This is a genomic window from Neokomagataea anthophila (genome assembly GCF_018122595.1).
GTDB lineage: Bacteria > Pseudomonadota > Alphaproteobacteria > Acetobacterales > Acetobacteraceae > Gluconobacter > Gluconobacter anthophilus.
Map to the genome: position 1 here is coordinate 324586 of NZ_JAGRQH010000003.1, position 15791 is coordinate 340376.

General features: G+C 46.7%; 12 protein-coding genes and 1 tRNA gene. 8 read left to right on the forward strand and 5 right to left on the reverse strand.

Features of this window, described 5'->3' with window-relative positions; genetic code table 11:
* Positions 1-5: 5 nt before the first annotated feature.
* The 5 genes from KB213_RS06820 to KB213_RS06840 are packed head-to-tail and all read right to left on the reverse strand — an operon-like array spanning position 6 to position 6883.
* Entirely contained in the window at positions 6-716 is a 711-nt protein-coding gene (locus KB213_RS06820) for a pyridoxine 5'-phosphate synthase (protein WP_211681508.1), read from the reverse strand.
* Entirely contained in the window at positions 713-1714 is a 1002-nt protein-coding gene (gene pdxA / locus KB213_RS06825) for a 4-hydroxythreonine-4-phosphate dehydrogenase PdxA (RefSeq protein WP_211681510.1), read from the reverse strand. The genes KB213_RS06820 and pdxA overlap by 4 nt, the downstream gene beginning before the upstream one ends.
* Entirely contained in the window at positions 1711-3123 is a 1413-nt protein-coding gene (locus tag KB213_RS06830; protein WP_211681512.1) for a M20/M25/M40 family metallo-hydrolase, read from the reverse strand. Before KB213_RS06830 ends, pdxA begins: the two co-directional genes overlap by 4 nt.
* Positions 3124-3126: 3 nt before the next feature.
* A complete protein-coding gene (locus KB213_RS06835) occupies positions 3127-6321 on the reverse strand; it encodes a glycosyltransferase (protein ID WP_211681514.1) in 3195 nt (1064 codons plus the stop codon).
* A gap of 52 nt (positions 6322-6373) precedes the next feature.
* Positions 6374-6883 (reverse strand): protein-export chaperone SecB, encoded by a 510-nt coding sequence (locus KB213_RS06840; RefSeq protein WP_211681516.1) that lies wholly within the window; start codon positions 6881-6883, stop codon positions 6374-6376.
* A 348-nt stretch (positions 6884-7231) separates the two neighbouring features.
* Between KB213_RS06840 and KB213_RS06845 the strand changes: the two genes are divergently transcribed.
* From KB213_RS06845 to KB213_RS06880, 8 genes are all read left to right on the forward strand, one after another.
* The gene (locus KB213_RS06845) at positions 7232-7561 is read left to right on the forward strand and encodes a lipopolysaccharide assembly protein LapA domain-containing protein (protein WP_211681518.1); all 330 of its coding nucleotides are present in this window, start codon (positions 7232-7234) and stop codon (positions 7559-7561) included.
* A 13-nt stretch (positions 7562-7574) separates the two neighbouring features.
* A complete protein-coding gene (pyrF, locus tag KB213_RS06850; protein WP_211681520.1) occupies positions 7575-8285 on the forward strand; it encodes an orotidine-5'-phosphate decarboxylase in 711 nt (236 codons plus the stop codon).
* A gap of 13 nt (positions 8286-8298) precedes the next feature.
* On the forward strand, positions 8299-8955 hold the full coding sequence (locus KB213_RS06855; RefSeq protein ID WP_211681522.1) for a phosphoribosylanthranilate isomerase: 657 nt from the start codon (positions 8299-8301) through the stop codon (positions 8953-8955).
* A gap of 18 nt (positions 8956-8973) precedes the next feature.
* Positions 8974-9064, forward strand: a tRNA-Ser gene (locus KB213_RS06860).
* 181 nt (positions 9065-9245) lie between these two features.
* Positions 9246-9881: a sugar dehydrogenase complex small subunit gene (locus tag KB213_RS06865; RefSeq protein WP_211681524.1), complete on the forward strand. Its 636-nt coding sequence runs from the start codon at positions 9246-9248 to the stop codon at positions 9879-9881.
* A gap of 4 nt (positions 9882-9885) precedes the next feature.
* Positions 9886-11547 carry a GMC family oxidoreductase gene (locus tag KB213_RS06870; protein WP_211681526.1) on the forward strand — a complete coding sequence of 554 codons (1662 nt, stop codon included), beginning with the start codon at positions 9886-9888 and terminating at the stop codon, positions 11545-11547.
* Between the two features lie 42 nt (positions 11548-11589).
* Positions 11590-12966 carry a cytochrome c gene (locus KB213_RS06875; RefSeq protein ID WP_282958317.1) on the forward strand — a complete coding sequence of 459 codons (1377 nt, stop codon included), beginning with the start codon at positions 11590-11592 and terminating at the stop codon, positions 12964-12966.
* Between the two features lie 86 nt (positions 12967-13052).
* Complete coding sequence (locus KB213_RS06880; protein WP_211681530.1) at positions 13053-15686, forward strand: M1 family metallopeptidase; 2634 nt, start codon at positions 13053-13055, stop codon at positions 15684-15686.
* Positions 15687-15791: the final 105 nt, after the last annotated feature.

Sequence of the window (15791 nt, forward strand, 5' to 3'; positions counted from 1 at the left end):
TGTTCTTATTCGGAGAGAACTGGGTTCATGAGTGCTTTCATATGTCGGATAGCACCGCCAAGCCCCTCAAAAACAGATTGCCCAATCAGAAAATGTCCGATGTTAAGCTCCCTCAGTCCGGGGAGTGTACGGATGGGCTGCACATTATCGTATGTAAGGCCATGCCCTGCATGAAGTTCTATTCCGCATTCATTAACGAGATCTGCGGCGTTAAAAAGGCGCTCTAACTCCCCTGCACCACCATGGGCATATGCACCAGTATGTAGCTCAACAACTGGTACGCCGAGTTGTGCCGATGCGCGGATTTGGTTTTCATCGGGGTCAATAAATAACGATACCCGTATGCCCGCCTCTTTTAAGCGCGTGATCATAGGCTCTAGCATGACGCGCTGGCCCACGACATTAAGCCCGCCTTCAGTGGTGACCTCTTCGCGTTTTTCTGGGACAAGACAGCACGCGTGTGGTCGGAGCGCGCAAGCGAGAGTGATCATTTCTTCTGTCGCGGCCATTTCAAAGTTTAATGGCGCCGGCAGTGCGCGCAAGCGCATCATATCTGCATCTCTAATGTGGCGGCGGTCCTCACGCAGATGCGCTGTAATTCCATCCGCACCATTTTGGAGCGCTGTTTGTGCAGCGCTTACGGGATCAGGGTGCTCTCCACCACGCGCGTTTCGGATAGTAGCAACATGATCCACATTAACACCAAGGCGTATCATACGGCGTTACCTTTCCTATGTTGTACCATTGTTGATGCTGTACGAATGGCTGCGATAAGGCTACGTGCATCTGCTGCTCTCACAGTGCGATCAAGAGGACGTGCAATATCAAAAGCTGTACCGTGATCGGGCGACGTTCGAACAATGGGTAAGCCAAGTGTAATGTTTACACCTTGCGCCATATCCAATGTTTTTAGCGGTATGAGGCCTTGGTCATGGTACATACAGATTGCGGCATCGTAGCGTGTGCGTGCTGTGGCGCTGAACATTGTATCCGGTGGGTATGGCCCCTGTGCGTCAATGCCCTGCGCACGCAGAATATCAATCGCAGGAGTTATGATAGTTTGCTCTTCATCTCCCATCAGACCGGCTTCTCCTGCATGTGGATTAAGGCCGGCGATTGCTAGGCGGGGATGATGAATTCCGAAATCACGGATCAGTGCATGGTGCGTGATACGGGTAACATTTACAATGCGCTCTGTAGTGAGGGTTTGAATTGCGGTTTGTAGTGAGACATGAATTGTGACGGGTATTACCCTGAGTTCAGGTGATGCCAACATCATAATTTCATGTCCCGGCGCAGAACATATTTCTGCCAAGAACTCCGTGTGCCCAGGGTGTGGAAAACCGCTCTGAGCCAAAATATGCTTGGCAATAGGGTTTGTAACGACACCTGCAGCTTCCCCAGAAAGAGAAAGCTGAGCAGCATTTTGAATGCTACTGATAATGGTTTCAGCGTTACAAGCGCTTGGTTTTCCCGGTTCTACGGGGGCTGAGCAGAGTGTGGGGAGTACTGGCAAGGCGTGTGAAAAGACACGCCTTGCTTCTGCGGGTGAGCTGATCATTTCCGTGGGAATAACATTGTTTAATAAGGCTGGATCACCCAACCAAAAAAAACAATGTTCACTCAGTCTGAGTGCTTCCCATGCAGATACGGTTAGCTCAGGCCCTATGCCTGCAGGGTCCCCTAACGTTAAAGCAAGAGGTCGCGTCGTCATGAGAGCTCAGCAAAACGTGCGAGAAGACGTGCCCATGACCGTGTGCCTTTATGAAATGAGTCGAGACCGTATTGCTCATTGGGTGAATGGATACGATCATCTGATTGGGCGAAGCCGATTAAGAGGGTATCCAGCCCGAGTGCTTCGTGTACTTCTCCAGCGACAGGGATAGAGCCGCCAGAGCCGACAGTCGCCGCAGGTACGTTCCATTCATCCGTCAGAGCTTCCAAAGCAGGTTTTAGGAATGTACTTTTTTCAGAGACTGCAAAGCCCGTGGAGCCACCATGTGATGTGAAAGTGACTTTTGCGTCTTTTGGTAAGCGTGCTTGGACGAATTTTCTAAAAATATCACGCAGACGTTCTGGATCTTGACCAGGCACCAAGCGGAAAGATACTTTTGCCATGGCTACTGCGGGAAGCACTGTTTTGAAGCCCTCCCCTTCATAACCACCGGAAATACCGTTGATTTCGCAACTGGGGCGGCACCATGTTTGCTCGACGGCTGTATAGCCCTTCTCACCTGCGGCCATTGATAAGCCGGCCTCTTCTAGGAGCGCTGAATCATCTGGGAAAATCTGTTTCCAGCGCGCTCGTACCTCTTCTGAGGGGTCACAAACACCATCATAGAAACCGGGCAGCGTTACACTACCGTCATCCGCACGCAAATCAGCTAGAATTTGGCACAAAACAGCAATGGGGTTGGCCGCAGCATTACCGTAGATGCCTGAGTGCAAATCATGACTAGCACATTCAATACGGATTTCTTCTGCCATTAAGCCGCGAAGCGATGTTGTAATACCTGGTGTTTTTCGGTCTGCCATAGCTGTATCACAGACGAGAACGACATCAGCTTTCAGGTCATCAGCATGTTTTTTGAGGAATGGCAGGAGGTTGGCCCCTCCACATTCTTCTTCACCTTCTAAAAGTACGCTTACTGTGATGGGCAGTTCGCCATGAATCGCTTTCCATGCACGGCAGGCTTCCAGAAAGGTCATGACCTGACCTTTATCGTCACTGGCCCCGCGCGCGACGAGGACCTTGCGGCCGGAAGCTTCTTCTACGATGCGCGGTTCAAATGCAGGGGCGTTCCAGAGATGGTCTGGGTCTGTTGGTTGAACATCATAATGACCGTAGAATAACACATGCGGCTTATTAGAATGTTTTGGAGCATGGCCTACAACCATAGGGTGACCGGGAGCGGCCCATTGCACTTCGTGCAGTGCGGCATCCATTCCCAAATCTGTGAGCGTGTCTTTTAGCCAGTTTGCAGCATGGCGACAATCTTCTGCATGGTTAGGCTGAGTGGACACGCTTGGAATACGCAAAAGAGTGCACAGCCGTTCAATGGATTGGTCCAGCGTATCATCGATATGAGCCAATACAGAAGGTAAAACTGTGGAAGAAGACATGAATTAACGGTCCTGATTAGGAAGAGAAATGCCCAAACGAGGGGTGAAAGCGCCTGCCGCTGGTGCATCCTCCTCCTCATCATCATCTGTGTTGAGAGATAAGGCTTCAGAGGCATCCGCAGTGGTCGTGTGCGGTTGAAGGCGCAGTGGTGCGGGTTTGAATATAACAGAATGTGCTGATTGGCTAATCAGGCGTGGCGCAATATCGGGAACGGGTATGGGGCTACGGCCTGATGCCATGTCCATAATGGTGTTCAACGCATCCATAAACTGTTTTTGCGCTTCTGGGTTATGGACCGCTTGAAACGCTCGAGTTGCGTATTCTGTCCAAATATTTTCGTTTTGATAAAGGGCTATAATGGCATCAGCAAAACGCTGTGGGTCACAAAAGCCGCCTGATTGTGTTTCTACGCCATCTTGCCAGCCGATTTGCTGAAGGACTGTGTCTGTAAGAACGGCTGGAAGGCCATGTGCGGCTGCATCTAAAACTTCGTGTGGTACAATACTGGAAACACGAGTTGGATCTATCAAGAGCCGTCGTGAACGTAAGAGCGCTTCACGATCTACGAAATCAGGCAGTCCTTCAACTCGGCTCGAAGAAATATAATCCGTAAGATCAACGCCTTCACCGTAGTGGCCAGCCAAAAGGATGGTGACATCTTTGGGTAAAGCTTGCTCCAAAAGAGGCAGGACGTCGTGCATGAACCAATTTAAGCCATCATGTACAGCATCTCCTGTATTATGAATAGGCAAGAGGAAGAGAAGCCCAGACCGCGCGTGGAAGTCAGGGTACGCTGTGGGTGTAATAGGGGCGCGGTTTGGTAAGGTTACAATATTACCGTACCCTAATTGACGTAGATCTTCTGCTTCTTCAGCATAACTGGCCACCAATGCTTGACAGGCCCACGTTGCTTCCACTTCGCGTTCGAGGTCATCGAATTTGGCTTCTTTATCGTCAACGGCGCCAACGCGGCGTCGCATATAGGGTTCTGCTGCGCCGCTGCCATTGAGGTCAAAAATGAAGCCTAAGTCGGGTAACGATTGTGCGTGTTCAATAAGAATGTTGGAAACCCGGTGTAAGACAGGGCTTCTATTAATCCAGACGTAATCAAAAGAGCCTGCACGGGACGCAATGAAAGAGCCGAGTTCAGAGAGGTCCATGTCCTCCATAATCTCAACTTCAGGGGGAAAGTTAAGTGCCCGAGCGACCAAATCGGGAATATCACCAAAGAGTGGATAGAGCACTACATGGTGACCGGAGGCGTTTAGTCCTGAAATGATATCAAAGTAGCGAAGATACGGTGTTCCTAATTCTGGTCTTGGAATACGATCACAAATGAACAGGACGGTCGGCGTGCCGGTGGCGAGGCGGGCTCGCTCGGGAGATGTTCCAGCAATAGAAGAGCGTGAGAGCAAAGGAGCATAGCGACGCCGTAACCATGTACGATTGCGCAGGTCGAACTCAGGATTAATACTTTCAACCTGTGGATTGCGACTTAGGAATGCAGGGTCATAAATAATGCGCCCATTGGCCTGCCTCATAGCTAAGCAGAGCGACAGAATATGTGCATTATAACCTACAATTGGTGCATCAGGCTGTGCATGATCTAAAAATTTTGTGCGGCGGCATAATAGAGGACCAACGGTGATCGCATCAACATAGCGACGAAACGCAACTGTTGGCTCATTCGCCCGCAGTCCTTGTCCATAGGGCAAATAAGAGCCGTCACGCCAGATAATAGTTCCGGCCTCCAGTATAGAGGCGTTGTATCCTAGTGATTGGCCGCCAGCCATCCACACATCTGAGGCACGGAAAAGTGATGCCATTCCCTTTAGGGCAAGGGGAAAGAGTTCAGCGCCTGGAGGGGCAAGCAACACTACTGGAGAAGATGCTAACGAAACGCCATGATATAAGCGTTGGAAAGCATTTTCAGATGGAGGGCGGCGGACAACTTTTATGCCATGTATTAATCGATGGATATTGTTGGTTTCATCAATTGAGTCACCATCAACAAGAATGACTTCAATGGCGCCATTTGTGTTTGCATGAAGCGTAGTGAGTGTGGAGAGCGTTTCACGGAATTGATTACACGTTGAAATGACAGCAGTGAGTGCTGGTTTCGGCCCGGGTTTAAACGTTAACGGGGAGCGTACAATCGATGGAATTAGGGTCTCAGGGCGTCGTAGCCCGAGGTGTTGGTATTGCTGCGGCGCAGCAGATTCCGTCGTGCTCTGTGCTATAGGTGCGCTTTGATTTTGGACCCATAATATAAATAAGTCACGACTAGCAGAGGTCCGTAGGCGTCTTTGGATACCGGGTTCCTGAGAAAATACGGCTAAATCAACGCCATCTTTAGGAATGCGGAGTTCGCGTATACCAAAGCGTAAAAAATGTTCGTAGGTGTTGCGGAAGCCGCCGCCTTTTACAATGGCAGCGACATCTGGGTAGCGTCGTGCGTAATCCGCTTCACTAAACCACGGATTAGGATCAAAAGCTTCGGGGTCACCATTTGTGAGATAATGATGTAGGGGATTGAGATAAATTTTATGCTCAATAGCATCCGTTACATTCGGGTATCGTTCAATGTACCAATCAGGGTCAAAGTACCATGAGCATCTGCGTTTTCCCGCTGCTGGTGTCTCAATGAATTGACTGAAAGCGCTACGGTCAAAATCGTATCTGTGTCCTTTAGGAATGCTGGCTGCTCTAAAAATGGCAGGATCAAAAAGAGGGTGTGGTTTACGTTCCTCACGATCCCCTACAGATAGATAGTGGTCATAACCATTACAGAACCCTTGTTCGCCTAATATGTGCTGGCTAATATCGGGGTTATGTAAAAAATATCCTTTTTCTGAGAATAGCCAGTGTGGAGAGCGGCTTAAGAAGCCGCTTTCACAATAATGCAGGAAACCACAGTCAAAAATCCCGAGCTGCACGCCTTCACGTATGTCCGGGTTTTCTTTGAGGTACCATTCTTCGTCAAAAAAAGGATTGGGAGACAGGCCAAGTTTCGCACCTTTTTCGAGCCAGTGCTTTTCTAGTGCTTCGTCACTAAGGTCTACCTCACCTTCTCCCTTATTTTCGAGAAGGAGGTGTTTGTACTGGGTGCCATACCATGTCGCATCAAATTTACCCCATAATGGAGGCCGCTTCCGTGAGAAAGCAGGAGAAGCGAGGATATAATCCTGAAGGCTCATAATGATTGACCCCTACATGGCAGACAAGAAGGAGAGATAATAATGCGCAGTCTTAGGCGCGGCGTGTTTTCCAAAGAACTTCAAAATCAATGGGTTGTAGATTAAGTGTCGGGAAACCGGCTTCACGAATGGTATTCAGGAGCACTGTACGCGCAGCGGGGAATAGATGATGCGGGGCATCAACAAGCAAGGCTTGCTCTGCCTGTGTCCGCTCCATGGATGTATTAAAACCAAACAGGCCTGCGTACGACATGGCAATATCATAAACGAGTTCTGGACTGGGGTCTGTTTCACTCGGTGCTGTTCGCATTCCTTGGGCACGAATGACAAGACTTACCTCAAAGCCGCTTTGTTCATCTGACACCTGGCGCGCTGTAACATCTACAATGAGGCCTAGGTGCAGTTGAGGAGGAAGTCCTTGAAAAACAGCAGGTGTATTATGAATGTCAATGCTGAGGCGTTGAAGGTACTGCGAGCCTATAATGAGGACATTTTTGAGAGATGATAAGGGCGCTTTCTGTTGGGCGCCAGGCAATGTATCGCTGTAAGCATGTTCGTTCATCTTTAAAGCTCTACCTTCTTATACGGCTCAAAAAATATTCTGACACTTCTATCTTGAGATAGGACTGCCTTCTGTGAGCAACTTTTCTCTCTATGTTATTCTCATGAAGTTCTCATTTTGACTAGCCGAACTTCGCTGTATTGCTCCAATGTCATGATATCTTTTTTCTACTATCGTGTGGAACTTTAGCTGTGATCCCACTGCGACACGGAGATATTTTTAGCATCATGCTTCCAGCATTGACGCAACATCTATGTTTTTGAGGCTTTTATGCCATATGCTCAGAATGATGTGTGATCATACATTCTGGTTGCCCTTTGATCCGTTCACGGGATAGGACGTTACGCTATGCTCAGAATTCTTCTTCTCATCATTTTTCTTGCTCCATTGGTTATCTTCGCATTGAGTAACCCAATGGAGCAAGATATCTGGTTTTTCTTCCTAGGGTGGAAGTTGGCCATTGGTACGCTTGCATTGGGCGTTGGCCTTTTGGGTGTTTTTATTGGTTTTGTTGTCGGCTGGATTGGCGAATTACGGCAGCGCTCCCGTGCACGGAGATCTGAACAGCAGGTACGTTCTCTTGAAGGTCAATTAATTGAGTTGCACCAGCGACTGGACCGCTTGCAACAAAATCCTGCATCCCCCGCCTCCTCGTCTACCCCTACTGCTAAAAGCTGAGTTGTAGAAAATCATGTCTCACAAAACACGCCTTATTGCTGCTCTAGACACGCAAAGTATTCAGCAGGCTAATAATTGGGCTCATCAACTTTCAAGGCATGTCGATGCATTAAAATTGGGGCTAGAATTTACGTACGCTTGTGGCTTTGAGGCTGTTAAGGAATTTTCGCAAAAGCATCCATTGTTTTTGGACCTCAAGCTCCATGATATTCCCAATACAGTTGCGGGTGGTTTGTCCTCTTTGGGACAAATTCATCCTAAACTGTTAACTATTCATGCGTCTGGTGGGCGCGCCATGATTGAACGTGCGCGAGAAGCACTGGAAATCGCTTATCCTAATAGTTCAGAGCGCCCAATTCTTCTGGCTGTGACGGTATTAACGAGCATGGATGAAAACGCTCTGCATGAAATTGGTGTCGTGGGCTCTGTTGACGATCAGGTTCTTCGCTTAGGCAAAATGGCAATTTCTTCAGGTGCGGATGGTCTAGTCTGTTCTTCCAAGGAGATTACACTTTTGCGGCAAGCGTTGGGTCATAAACCAACATTAGTTGTGCCGGGTATTCGTCCAGCAGGTTCTGCCTCTGATGATCAGAAAAGGATTATGACACCGACGGATGCTGCACGTGCAGGCGCGGACTGGATTGTTGTGGGGCGCCCCATTACCCGATCTGAAAACCCTACAGCAGCAGCCCGTGCCATTCAGGATGAGCTACAGTCAGCGTAAAGGGTAAGATGTGATGGTGGGCATAAAAATTTGTGGCGTCCGTGATATATCAACGGTTCAGCTTTGTATGGAGTTGAAAGTTGATTGGATTGGTCTTGTTTTTTATGCTCCCTCACCTCGTTATATTTCTATAAAAGAATTGCAAGATATTGCAGATTTATACGCGGATAAATCTTTAAAAAGACCAAAATTGGTTGGATTATTTGTTAAAGCAAATGATCAAGAAATTGCTCAGGTTTTAAATATAATTGATCTTGATATTTTACAAATTTATGATAGCGCAGAGCGCGCACAGGATATTCAAAGTCAATTTAACCGCTGTGTGTGGCACTCTAGAGGGGTGGCGTATGCGAGCGATTTGCCCACTGACATGGCGTGTAATGGTTTTGTTATTGAAGCGAAGACATTATCTTCTGATTCATTGCCCGGAGGCATAGGGCGGAGCTTTGATTGGAGTATAACCCAAGGGTGGGTTGCGCCTGGCTTCTGGATGTTAGCAGGCGGCTTAACGCCAGATAATGTGGCAATAGCAATTCAGGAAAGCTCGGCCTCTGCTGTGGATGTCTCATCGGGTGTTGAAGAACGTATAGGCTATAAGTCTCACGATTTAATCAAAAAATTTGTTAAAAATGCCCGAAAGCCTCTTGCAGAGGAAAGGAACCCGCGCTAAAAGCCAACTCGCTCGACAGGAGAGATGGCCGAGCGGCTTAAGGCGCACGCTTGGAAAGCGTGTGTACGTTAATAGCGTACCGTGGGTTCGAATCCCACTCTCTCCGCCAGAAAATTACCATTAAAATACAGATATAGAGAAAACATTACCGTATGAAGTATTGCGCGTTTTAATTGTATAGTGTCTATATATAATGGAATTAAAATTTATTTGATTAATATTTGTTTTTATTTTTTTACGGAAAATATAAATATATGTATTACCTATCAATGTTTTAGGTATTTTGCGTGATGGTAGGTAAAGTAAATTTATCATTGTCTGAAGAGCAATTTGTGCCGAGGCGGCGCGTTCTTCAAATAATGGGAGCAGCTATTGCAACTGCCCTATTAAGTAATATCGCGCCAGTACACGCAAACGAGGCATTGGAAGATCAATTTTTTCAAATTTCCAAAAAAACAACCGGCCATGCAAATCTTGATCCAATAATAGCGCGTCGCCTATTAAGTGCTTTAAGAACTGTATTTCCATCTTATGATGAGAAAATTAGTCAACTGGCCAAACATATAACAGACGATGACACTCCTGAAGATATTTTAACAAAAGCCAATACATGCGGGCAAAGTGATACCGTACATAATTTAATTGCGGCATGGTATATCGGCACGGCTACACGCCATATGAATGCTCCTGTGATCGCATATTATAATGCGCTGATGTACCAACCGACACGTGATGCTTTGCCGGTGCCAACATACTGCTTTGCGGAGCCCGGGTGGTGGGCACAGGACCCGCCACCGCTTGGTATATCCGTACAATCGCCGAAAAATATCTCCCCCCCTGCGCCGCCGCCAGTCGCTGTGGAGACCAAACCGCCACCTACGACGTCACTTAAACCGCATCTGCCGACATCTCACGGAAGGCACTAAGACCATGGCATCGTTCCCAGTTTTTCAAGAAAACGGCGATCTTTCGGCAGATGTGATAGTGATTGGTTCTGGCGTTGTGGGGGCAATGATTGCCCATCAACTTGCTGCGTCTGGACGTTCGGTTGTAATTTTGGAAGCAGGCCGTCGTTTTCAACGCTCTGAATTTGTTGAACGTTGGCGGAATATGGCGTTTTATAATCGTGTGCATAATGATTTTCAGGGATTATACCCGCAATCTCATTTAGCTCCCGCTCCGCTTTATTTTCCTAAAAATAATTATGTTGGTTTGAATGGTCCCAATGGAGCGGCCTATCAACAAGGGTATTTGCGCACAGTCGGAGGCACAACGTGGCATTGGGCGGCATCATGCTGGCGGCATCTCCCTGTCGATTTCCGTATGAAAACAACCTATGGCGTGGGCCGTGATTGGCCGATTTCATATGATGATTTAGAACCATATTATTGCCGAACAGAAGAAGAGATGGGGGTTTCTGGGCCCCATGATGTGTCACTGCAGTCCCCTGCGGAGCGTTCACGTCCTTATCCACGTGATATGATACCGTTTGGTTATGCGGATCGTCGCGTTGCAGAAATTGTGAACCCTCACGGTTTTCAGCTTGTTCCTATTCCTCAGGGACGCAGTGTTACTCCTTATGATGAGAGACCAGCATGTTGCGGCAATAATAATTGTCAACCAATATGCCCGATTGGTGCAATGTATAATGGTATACAACATATTGAAAAAGCTGAATCTTCTGGTGCGGTTACGTTAGATCAGTCTGTTGTTTATAAGTTTGATACGGATGAGAATAATCGCATTGTGGCTGTGCACTGGTTTGATGCAGAGCGTAAAAGTCATAAGGCGACAGCTCGAGTTTTTGTGGCTGCGTGTAATGGGATTGAGACTCCTCGTTTAATGTTGCTTGCAGCGAATGAGCGAAATCCTAACGGTCTGGCGAATTCATCTGATCAGGTCGGTCGTAATATGATGGACCACTCAGGTGTACACGCTACGTTTTTGGCAAATGAGCCTTTGTGGTTTGGCCGTGGACCTGCTCAATCAAGCTGCATTGTAGGTGCACGGAATGGAGAGTTTCGTGCAAAATATTCAGCTAACAAAATGATTCTGAACAATATTAGCCGCGTTGGCCCTGCCACTGAGCAGGCACTTGAGCTTGGTTTGGTTGGACAGGCTTTGGATGATGAAATTCGTCGACGCGCGGCGCGTGGCGTCGATTTGTCTATTAGTCTTGAGCCCTTACCAGATCCAAATAATCGTTTAACTCTTAGTTCTAGCCGTAAAGATCCTTTAGGGTTGGCCTGTCCGGATATTTATTATGATGTAGGTGACTACGTTCGCAACGGTACAGAAGCTGTAAAAGAGCAAGTGTCACAAATTGCAGGCCTTCTCGGTGGAACAGAGTTAAAAATCACGACAGATTATAACGCCAATAATCATATTATGGGTGGTTGTATTATGGGGGATAGCCCTACGAACTCTGTTGTCGATTCATGGTGCCGCACGCATGACCACAATAATTTATGGCTACCCGGAGGAGCGGCTATGTGCTCGGCCAGTGTGGTAAACACAACGCTAAGCATGGCAGCGCTTGGTCTACGTGCAGCTGATTCTATTCAGCACGCCCTTAAAATTGGAGAAGTGTGAGTGATGAAGCACCTTATCTTCTCTACCGCTGCTGTATGCACAATGGCATTGGCATCGCCTATTGTTGCCTCAGATAGCGCACAAATAGCTCGTGGGCGTTACTTGGCAATAGCAGCGGATTGTGCGGCTTGTCATACAGAGCCAAAAAATGGGCTCCCTTATGCTGGTGGATATGGCATTGCCTCTCCTCTGGGGAAGATATATTCCACAAATATTACGCCATCAAAAAAATATGGAATTGGCAATTATACTGAAGATCAATTCAAAAAAGTTTTACGAAATGGCATTCGTTCTGATGGCGGGTATTTGTATCCAGCCATGCCTTATACGTCTTATGCGCGTTTAACAGACCGTGATATTCAAGATCTCTACGCTTATTTTATGAATGGCGTATTGCCTATTGATAAAGCTGCGCCCTTAACTAACCTCCCTTTTCCTTTTAATATACGAATATCTATGTGGGGTTGGGACCTGTTTTTTGCCAATGCAAAACCATTTGTGCCAGACCCTATGCATTCTGTCATAGTGAATCGTGGTGCTTATCTTGCTCTGGCGCTGGGGCATTGCGATACCTGCCATACACCGCGAAATGCTTTAATGGCCGAAATGCCAAGCCAATCAATGGGAGGGGCAGCATTATCATCGTGGTACGCCCCCAATATTACCTCTTCTCATACGGCAGGTATTGGTGATTGGAGCGCACACGATATCGCTCTTTATCTAAGAACAGGGGATATTCCTGGTAAAGCACAAGCTGCAGGCCCTATGGCGGAAGCCATTGAACACAGCTTTCAATATCTCAGCGCATCGGACATTGACGCGTTAGTGGCTTACATACGGCAAATTCCAGCCAATGATCATACGGGCCCCATTAATTCACGACAACAGGCTGCGCGAGATAGCTATGGCCATATTTCATATGAAGATTCAACACTACGCGGAGCACTCTTGGAGAGTATTAACCGGGGGGAAGTTCTTTATGATGGTGCTTGCGCTTCATGCCATCAACCTACCGGACAAGGTAGTAAAGACGGTTACTACCCTCAGCTTTTTCATAATACGGCCACTGGCTCCGTGGAGCCCAGTGATTTAGTTGCGACCGTTCTGAATGGTGTTGACCGCACTATTGGCGAGAAACATTATTTTATGCCGGGATTTTCAAAAGGATCCTATGCTGAGCATTTATCCGACGCCGATATTGCAGATGTTTCGAACTATGTTTTTTCCCGTTTCGGGAACCCAGACATACAAATTACAGAGCATGACGTAACACGCATCCGTTGTGGAGGAGCCAAACCTTTTCTGGCTGAAATAGGGCCGTATATCACCCCTACCCTACTTGCAGCAGGTTTTCTGCTGCTGGTTTCATTTATTCTTGTAATACGTAAAAGGCTCTTACGAAAGGCAACTCTTTTCTGAGGATAAGCATTGTGTCATTTTCACTTTCGTAATGATATGGAACATGGTTTCCATTCTCTTCATTTTTATAAAGAAGGTTATTTCTGATGATGCGTCGTTTCCTCTTTTTGAGTACGCTACTTGCAGGCTTACCGTTCAGCTCTGTAGCTCATGCGGAAGAAGCCTTTTCCTTTGCAAAAACACCAGGACAACTTCCTAAAAATATTATACCAGAATCTTATGAAATAGACCTTCAAACTGACCTCCAAAAACTTACCATGAGTGGTCAAGAAAAAATTGTATTAGATGTAATTAATGAAACGCCTGATATTGTATTAAATCAAGCGGGATTAAAATTGGAAAAAGCCATTTTTGATGGTTCTATTGCAGCCTCAGTTACGCAGAATGACAATGCTGAAACAGCGACACTTCATTTGAAAAAACCCTTAACAACAGGCAAGCATACAGTTGTTATTCATTATACAGGACCCATTTTAGAGACACCAAACGGCATTTATATTAATGATTATCATACAGCATCAGGTCAAAAACGGCGTATGCTCGTAACGCAATTTGAAGTTGCTGATGCTCGTCGTATGTTTCCAGGCTGGGATGAGCCCGTTTTTAAAGCAACCTATCAGTTGAATGTGACACTCCCTGCTGCGGATGTTGCTGTCAGCAACATGCCTATCCGTGAATCTAAAATATTGAAAAATGGTGAGAAGCGCATCTCTTTTGAAACAACACCAAAAATGTCGACCTATCTGTTAGCTTTAGTGGCCGGAGATATGGGGTCTATTCATGGTAAGGCCGATAATACCCCACTGGGAGTTTACGCTCCCGCTGGTTTAGAAGAGCAAGGCCGTTTTGCACTCAACGCTGCAGAACATATTTTACCTTATTATAATAGTTATTTTGGAGTGAAGTACCCACTTCCCAAAATGGATATGCTTGCCATTCCAGGAAACTACCAGGCCGGCGCTATGGAGAATTGGGGAGCCTTAACATACATTGATAATGCACTTTTGTTTGATACTAAAAATAGTACGCCTCGCACGCGTGAGTTAATTTATGAGGTTGTTGCTCATGAAATGGCTCACCAATGGTCGGGCGATTTAGTAACGATGGGATGGTGGAACAATATTTGGCTCAATGAGGGCTTTGCTTCATGGATGGAGATCAAAGCGACAGATAAGATGAATCCACAGTGGGACATCTGGCCGCGCCAACACTCAACACGTGAAGGAACGATGGGCATTGATGCGCTGGCAACAACGCATCCTATCCAACAAACTATCCGCAATGTCAGCGAAGCGAATGCTGCATTTGACGGTATTAGCTACGGGAAAGGTGAGCTCGTCATTCGTATGCTCGAAGGATGGCTTGGCGAAGATCGTTTCCGTGACGGGATGCGTGCCTATATGAAAGCGCATGCTTATAATAGCGCAACAAGTCAAGATTTGTGGAACGCTTTGTCAGCAACATCTGGGCAGGATGTTGGCGCAGTTGCACGGAGCTTCACAGAGCAGCCAGGGGTTCCGTTAGTTCATGTTTCTTCTTCCTGTACCCATGGAGTGGGTCATTATACGTTAACGCAGAGCCGTTTCACCATTCACGATCCACATGCTGCGCCGCTCACATGGTCTATTCCTGTAGTAGCCGGCGCACCGTCACTCAAAAACACCTCTTTAGTTCTGAGAGAAGCACCAGAAACGATAGACCTGCCAGCCTGTAATGCGCCGGTAAAGCTCAACTTAGGAGAAAGTGGCTATTACCGTGTACAATATGATGATTCTTCATTGAAATCTTTAACACGGGCGGTAACACAGTTTTCTGCCGTTGATCGAGCTAATCTGTTGGGAGATCAATACGCCCTTTTCCGTGCAGGAAAATCGCCTTTAAGTGTATCTTTAGACCTGATTACTCAATTATCTAAGGGGAACGAACAAGACATTGCTGTATTAGATGAAGTGATTGGTATACTAGAAGCCATCGACGGACGCGAAGATGGAAACCCTGATCAAGAGGCATTTCATCATTATGCAGTGGGTATTTTGCAACCAATTTTTGCCCGTTTGGGTTGGGATGCAAAGCCTAATGAAAATGTTTTGGATACCATGCTACGCCCCACTGTAATTATGACATTGGGAGAGTTTGAAGATCCGAGCGTTCTCGCTGAAGCAGGCCATCGTTTCGCGATATGGAAAAAAAACCCATCTTCGTTACCTGCTGATTTGGTGGGTCTCGTCACTTACCTAGCTATGAAACACTCTTCTGCAGAGGATTGGGATTTTATGGCAAAGAACGTACGAGATACCCAAGCAACGGAGCTAAAGCTGCGCTTATTCTCGGCGATTGCTAATGCGCGCACCCCTGATTTGATCCGTAAAAATGTCTCCCTTGCTTATAGTGGTGCTATTCCTAATGGTCGTGTTGCGATGGCGCTATCAATGATTGCTGGAGAAAGTAAAAATCCAGATTTAGTGTGGAAACTCGTGAAAGAAAATGAAACCGAAATCCGTACCCATTTAGCGCCATGGGCTCAGGATGATTTCTTGCCTTCGATTGCAGCTCAATCGAATACACCTTCCGTAATTTCTGCGTTACAGGATGACTCGTCATTCAACAAAACAAACGGGGCTAAATTAGCGATAAAAAAAGCTATGAATGCTGTTCAGGTTCGTTTGGAAGAGGTGAAAAATACACAAAATCAACTGCATAATTGGTTAAAAACTCATTAATTATAAAGTGGAGCAGTATTAAATACTGCTCCACAAAAAGTATTAATTTTAGATATTTTTAACATGTGACATATATAAAATACTACATATATATTTATGAGTATT

Excerpts from the sequence above, each read along its gene's own strand:
- KB213_RS06820 (WP_211681508.1), bottom strand. The coding sequence starts at position 716 with ATGATACGCCTTGGTGTTAATGTGGATCATGTTGCTACTATCCGAAAC.
- pdxA (WP_211681510.1), bottom strand. The coding sequence starts at position 1,714 with ATGACGACGCGACCTCTTGCTTTAACGTTAGGGGACCCTGCAGGCATA.
- KB213_RS06830 (WP_211681512.1), bottom strand. The coding sequence starts at position 3,123 with ATGTCTTCTTCCACAGTTTTACCTTCTGTATTGGCTCATATCGATGAT.
- KB213_RS06835 (WP_211681514.1), bottom strand. The coding sequence starts at position 6,321 with ATGAGCCTTCAGGATTATATCCTCGCTTCTCCTGCTTTCTCACGGAAG.
- KB213_RS06840 (WP_211681516.1), bottom strand. The coding sequence starts at position 6,883 with ATGAACGAACATGCTTACAGCGATACATTGCCTGGCGCCCAACAGAAA.
- KB213_RS06845 (WP_211681518.1), top strand. The coding sequence starts at position 7,232 with ATGCTCAGAATTCTTCTTCTCATCATTTTTCTTGCTCCATTGGTTATC.
- pyrF (WP_211681520.1), top strand. The coding sequence starts at position 7,575 with ATGTCTCACAAAACACGCCTTATTGCTGCTCTAGACACGCAAAGTATT.
- KB213_RS06855 (WP_211681522.1), top strand. The coding sequence starts at position 8,299 with ATGGTGGGCATAAAAATTTGTGGCGTCCGTGATATATCAACGGTTCAG.
- KB213_RS06865 (WP_211681524.1), top strand. The coding sequence starts at position 9,246 with ATGGTAGGTAAAGTAAATTTATCATTGTCTGAAGAGCAATTTGTGCCG.
- KB213_RS06870 (WP_211681526.1), top strand. The coding sequence starts at position 9,886 with ATGGCATCGTTCCCAGTTTTTCAAGAAAACGGCGATCTTTCGGCAGAT.
- KB213_RS06875 (WP_282958317.1), top strand. The coding sequence starts at position 11,590 with ATGGCATTGGCATCGCCTATTGTTGCCTCAGATAGCGCACAAATAGCT.
- KB213_RS06880 (WP_211681530.1), top strand. The coding sequence starts at position 13,053 with ATGATGCGTCGTTTCCTCTTTTTGAGTACGCTACTTGCAGGCTTACCG.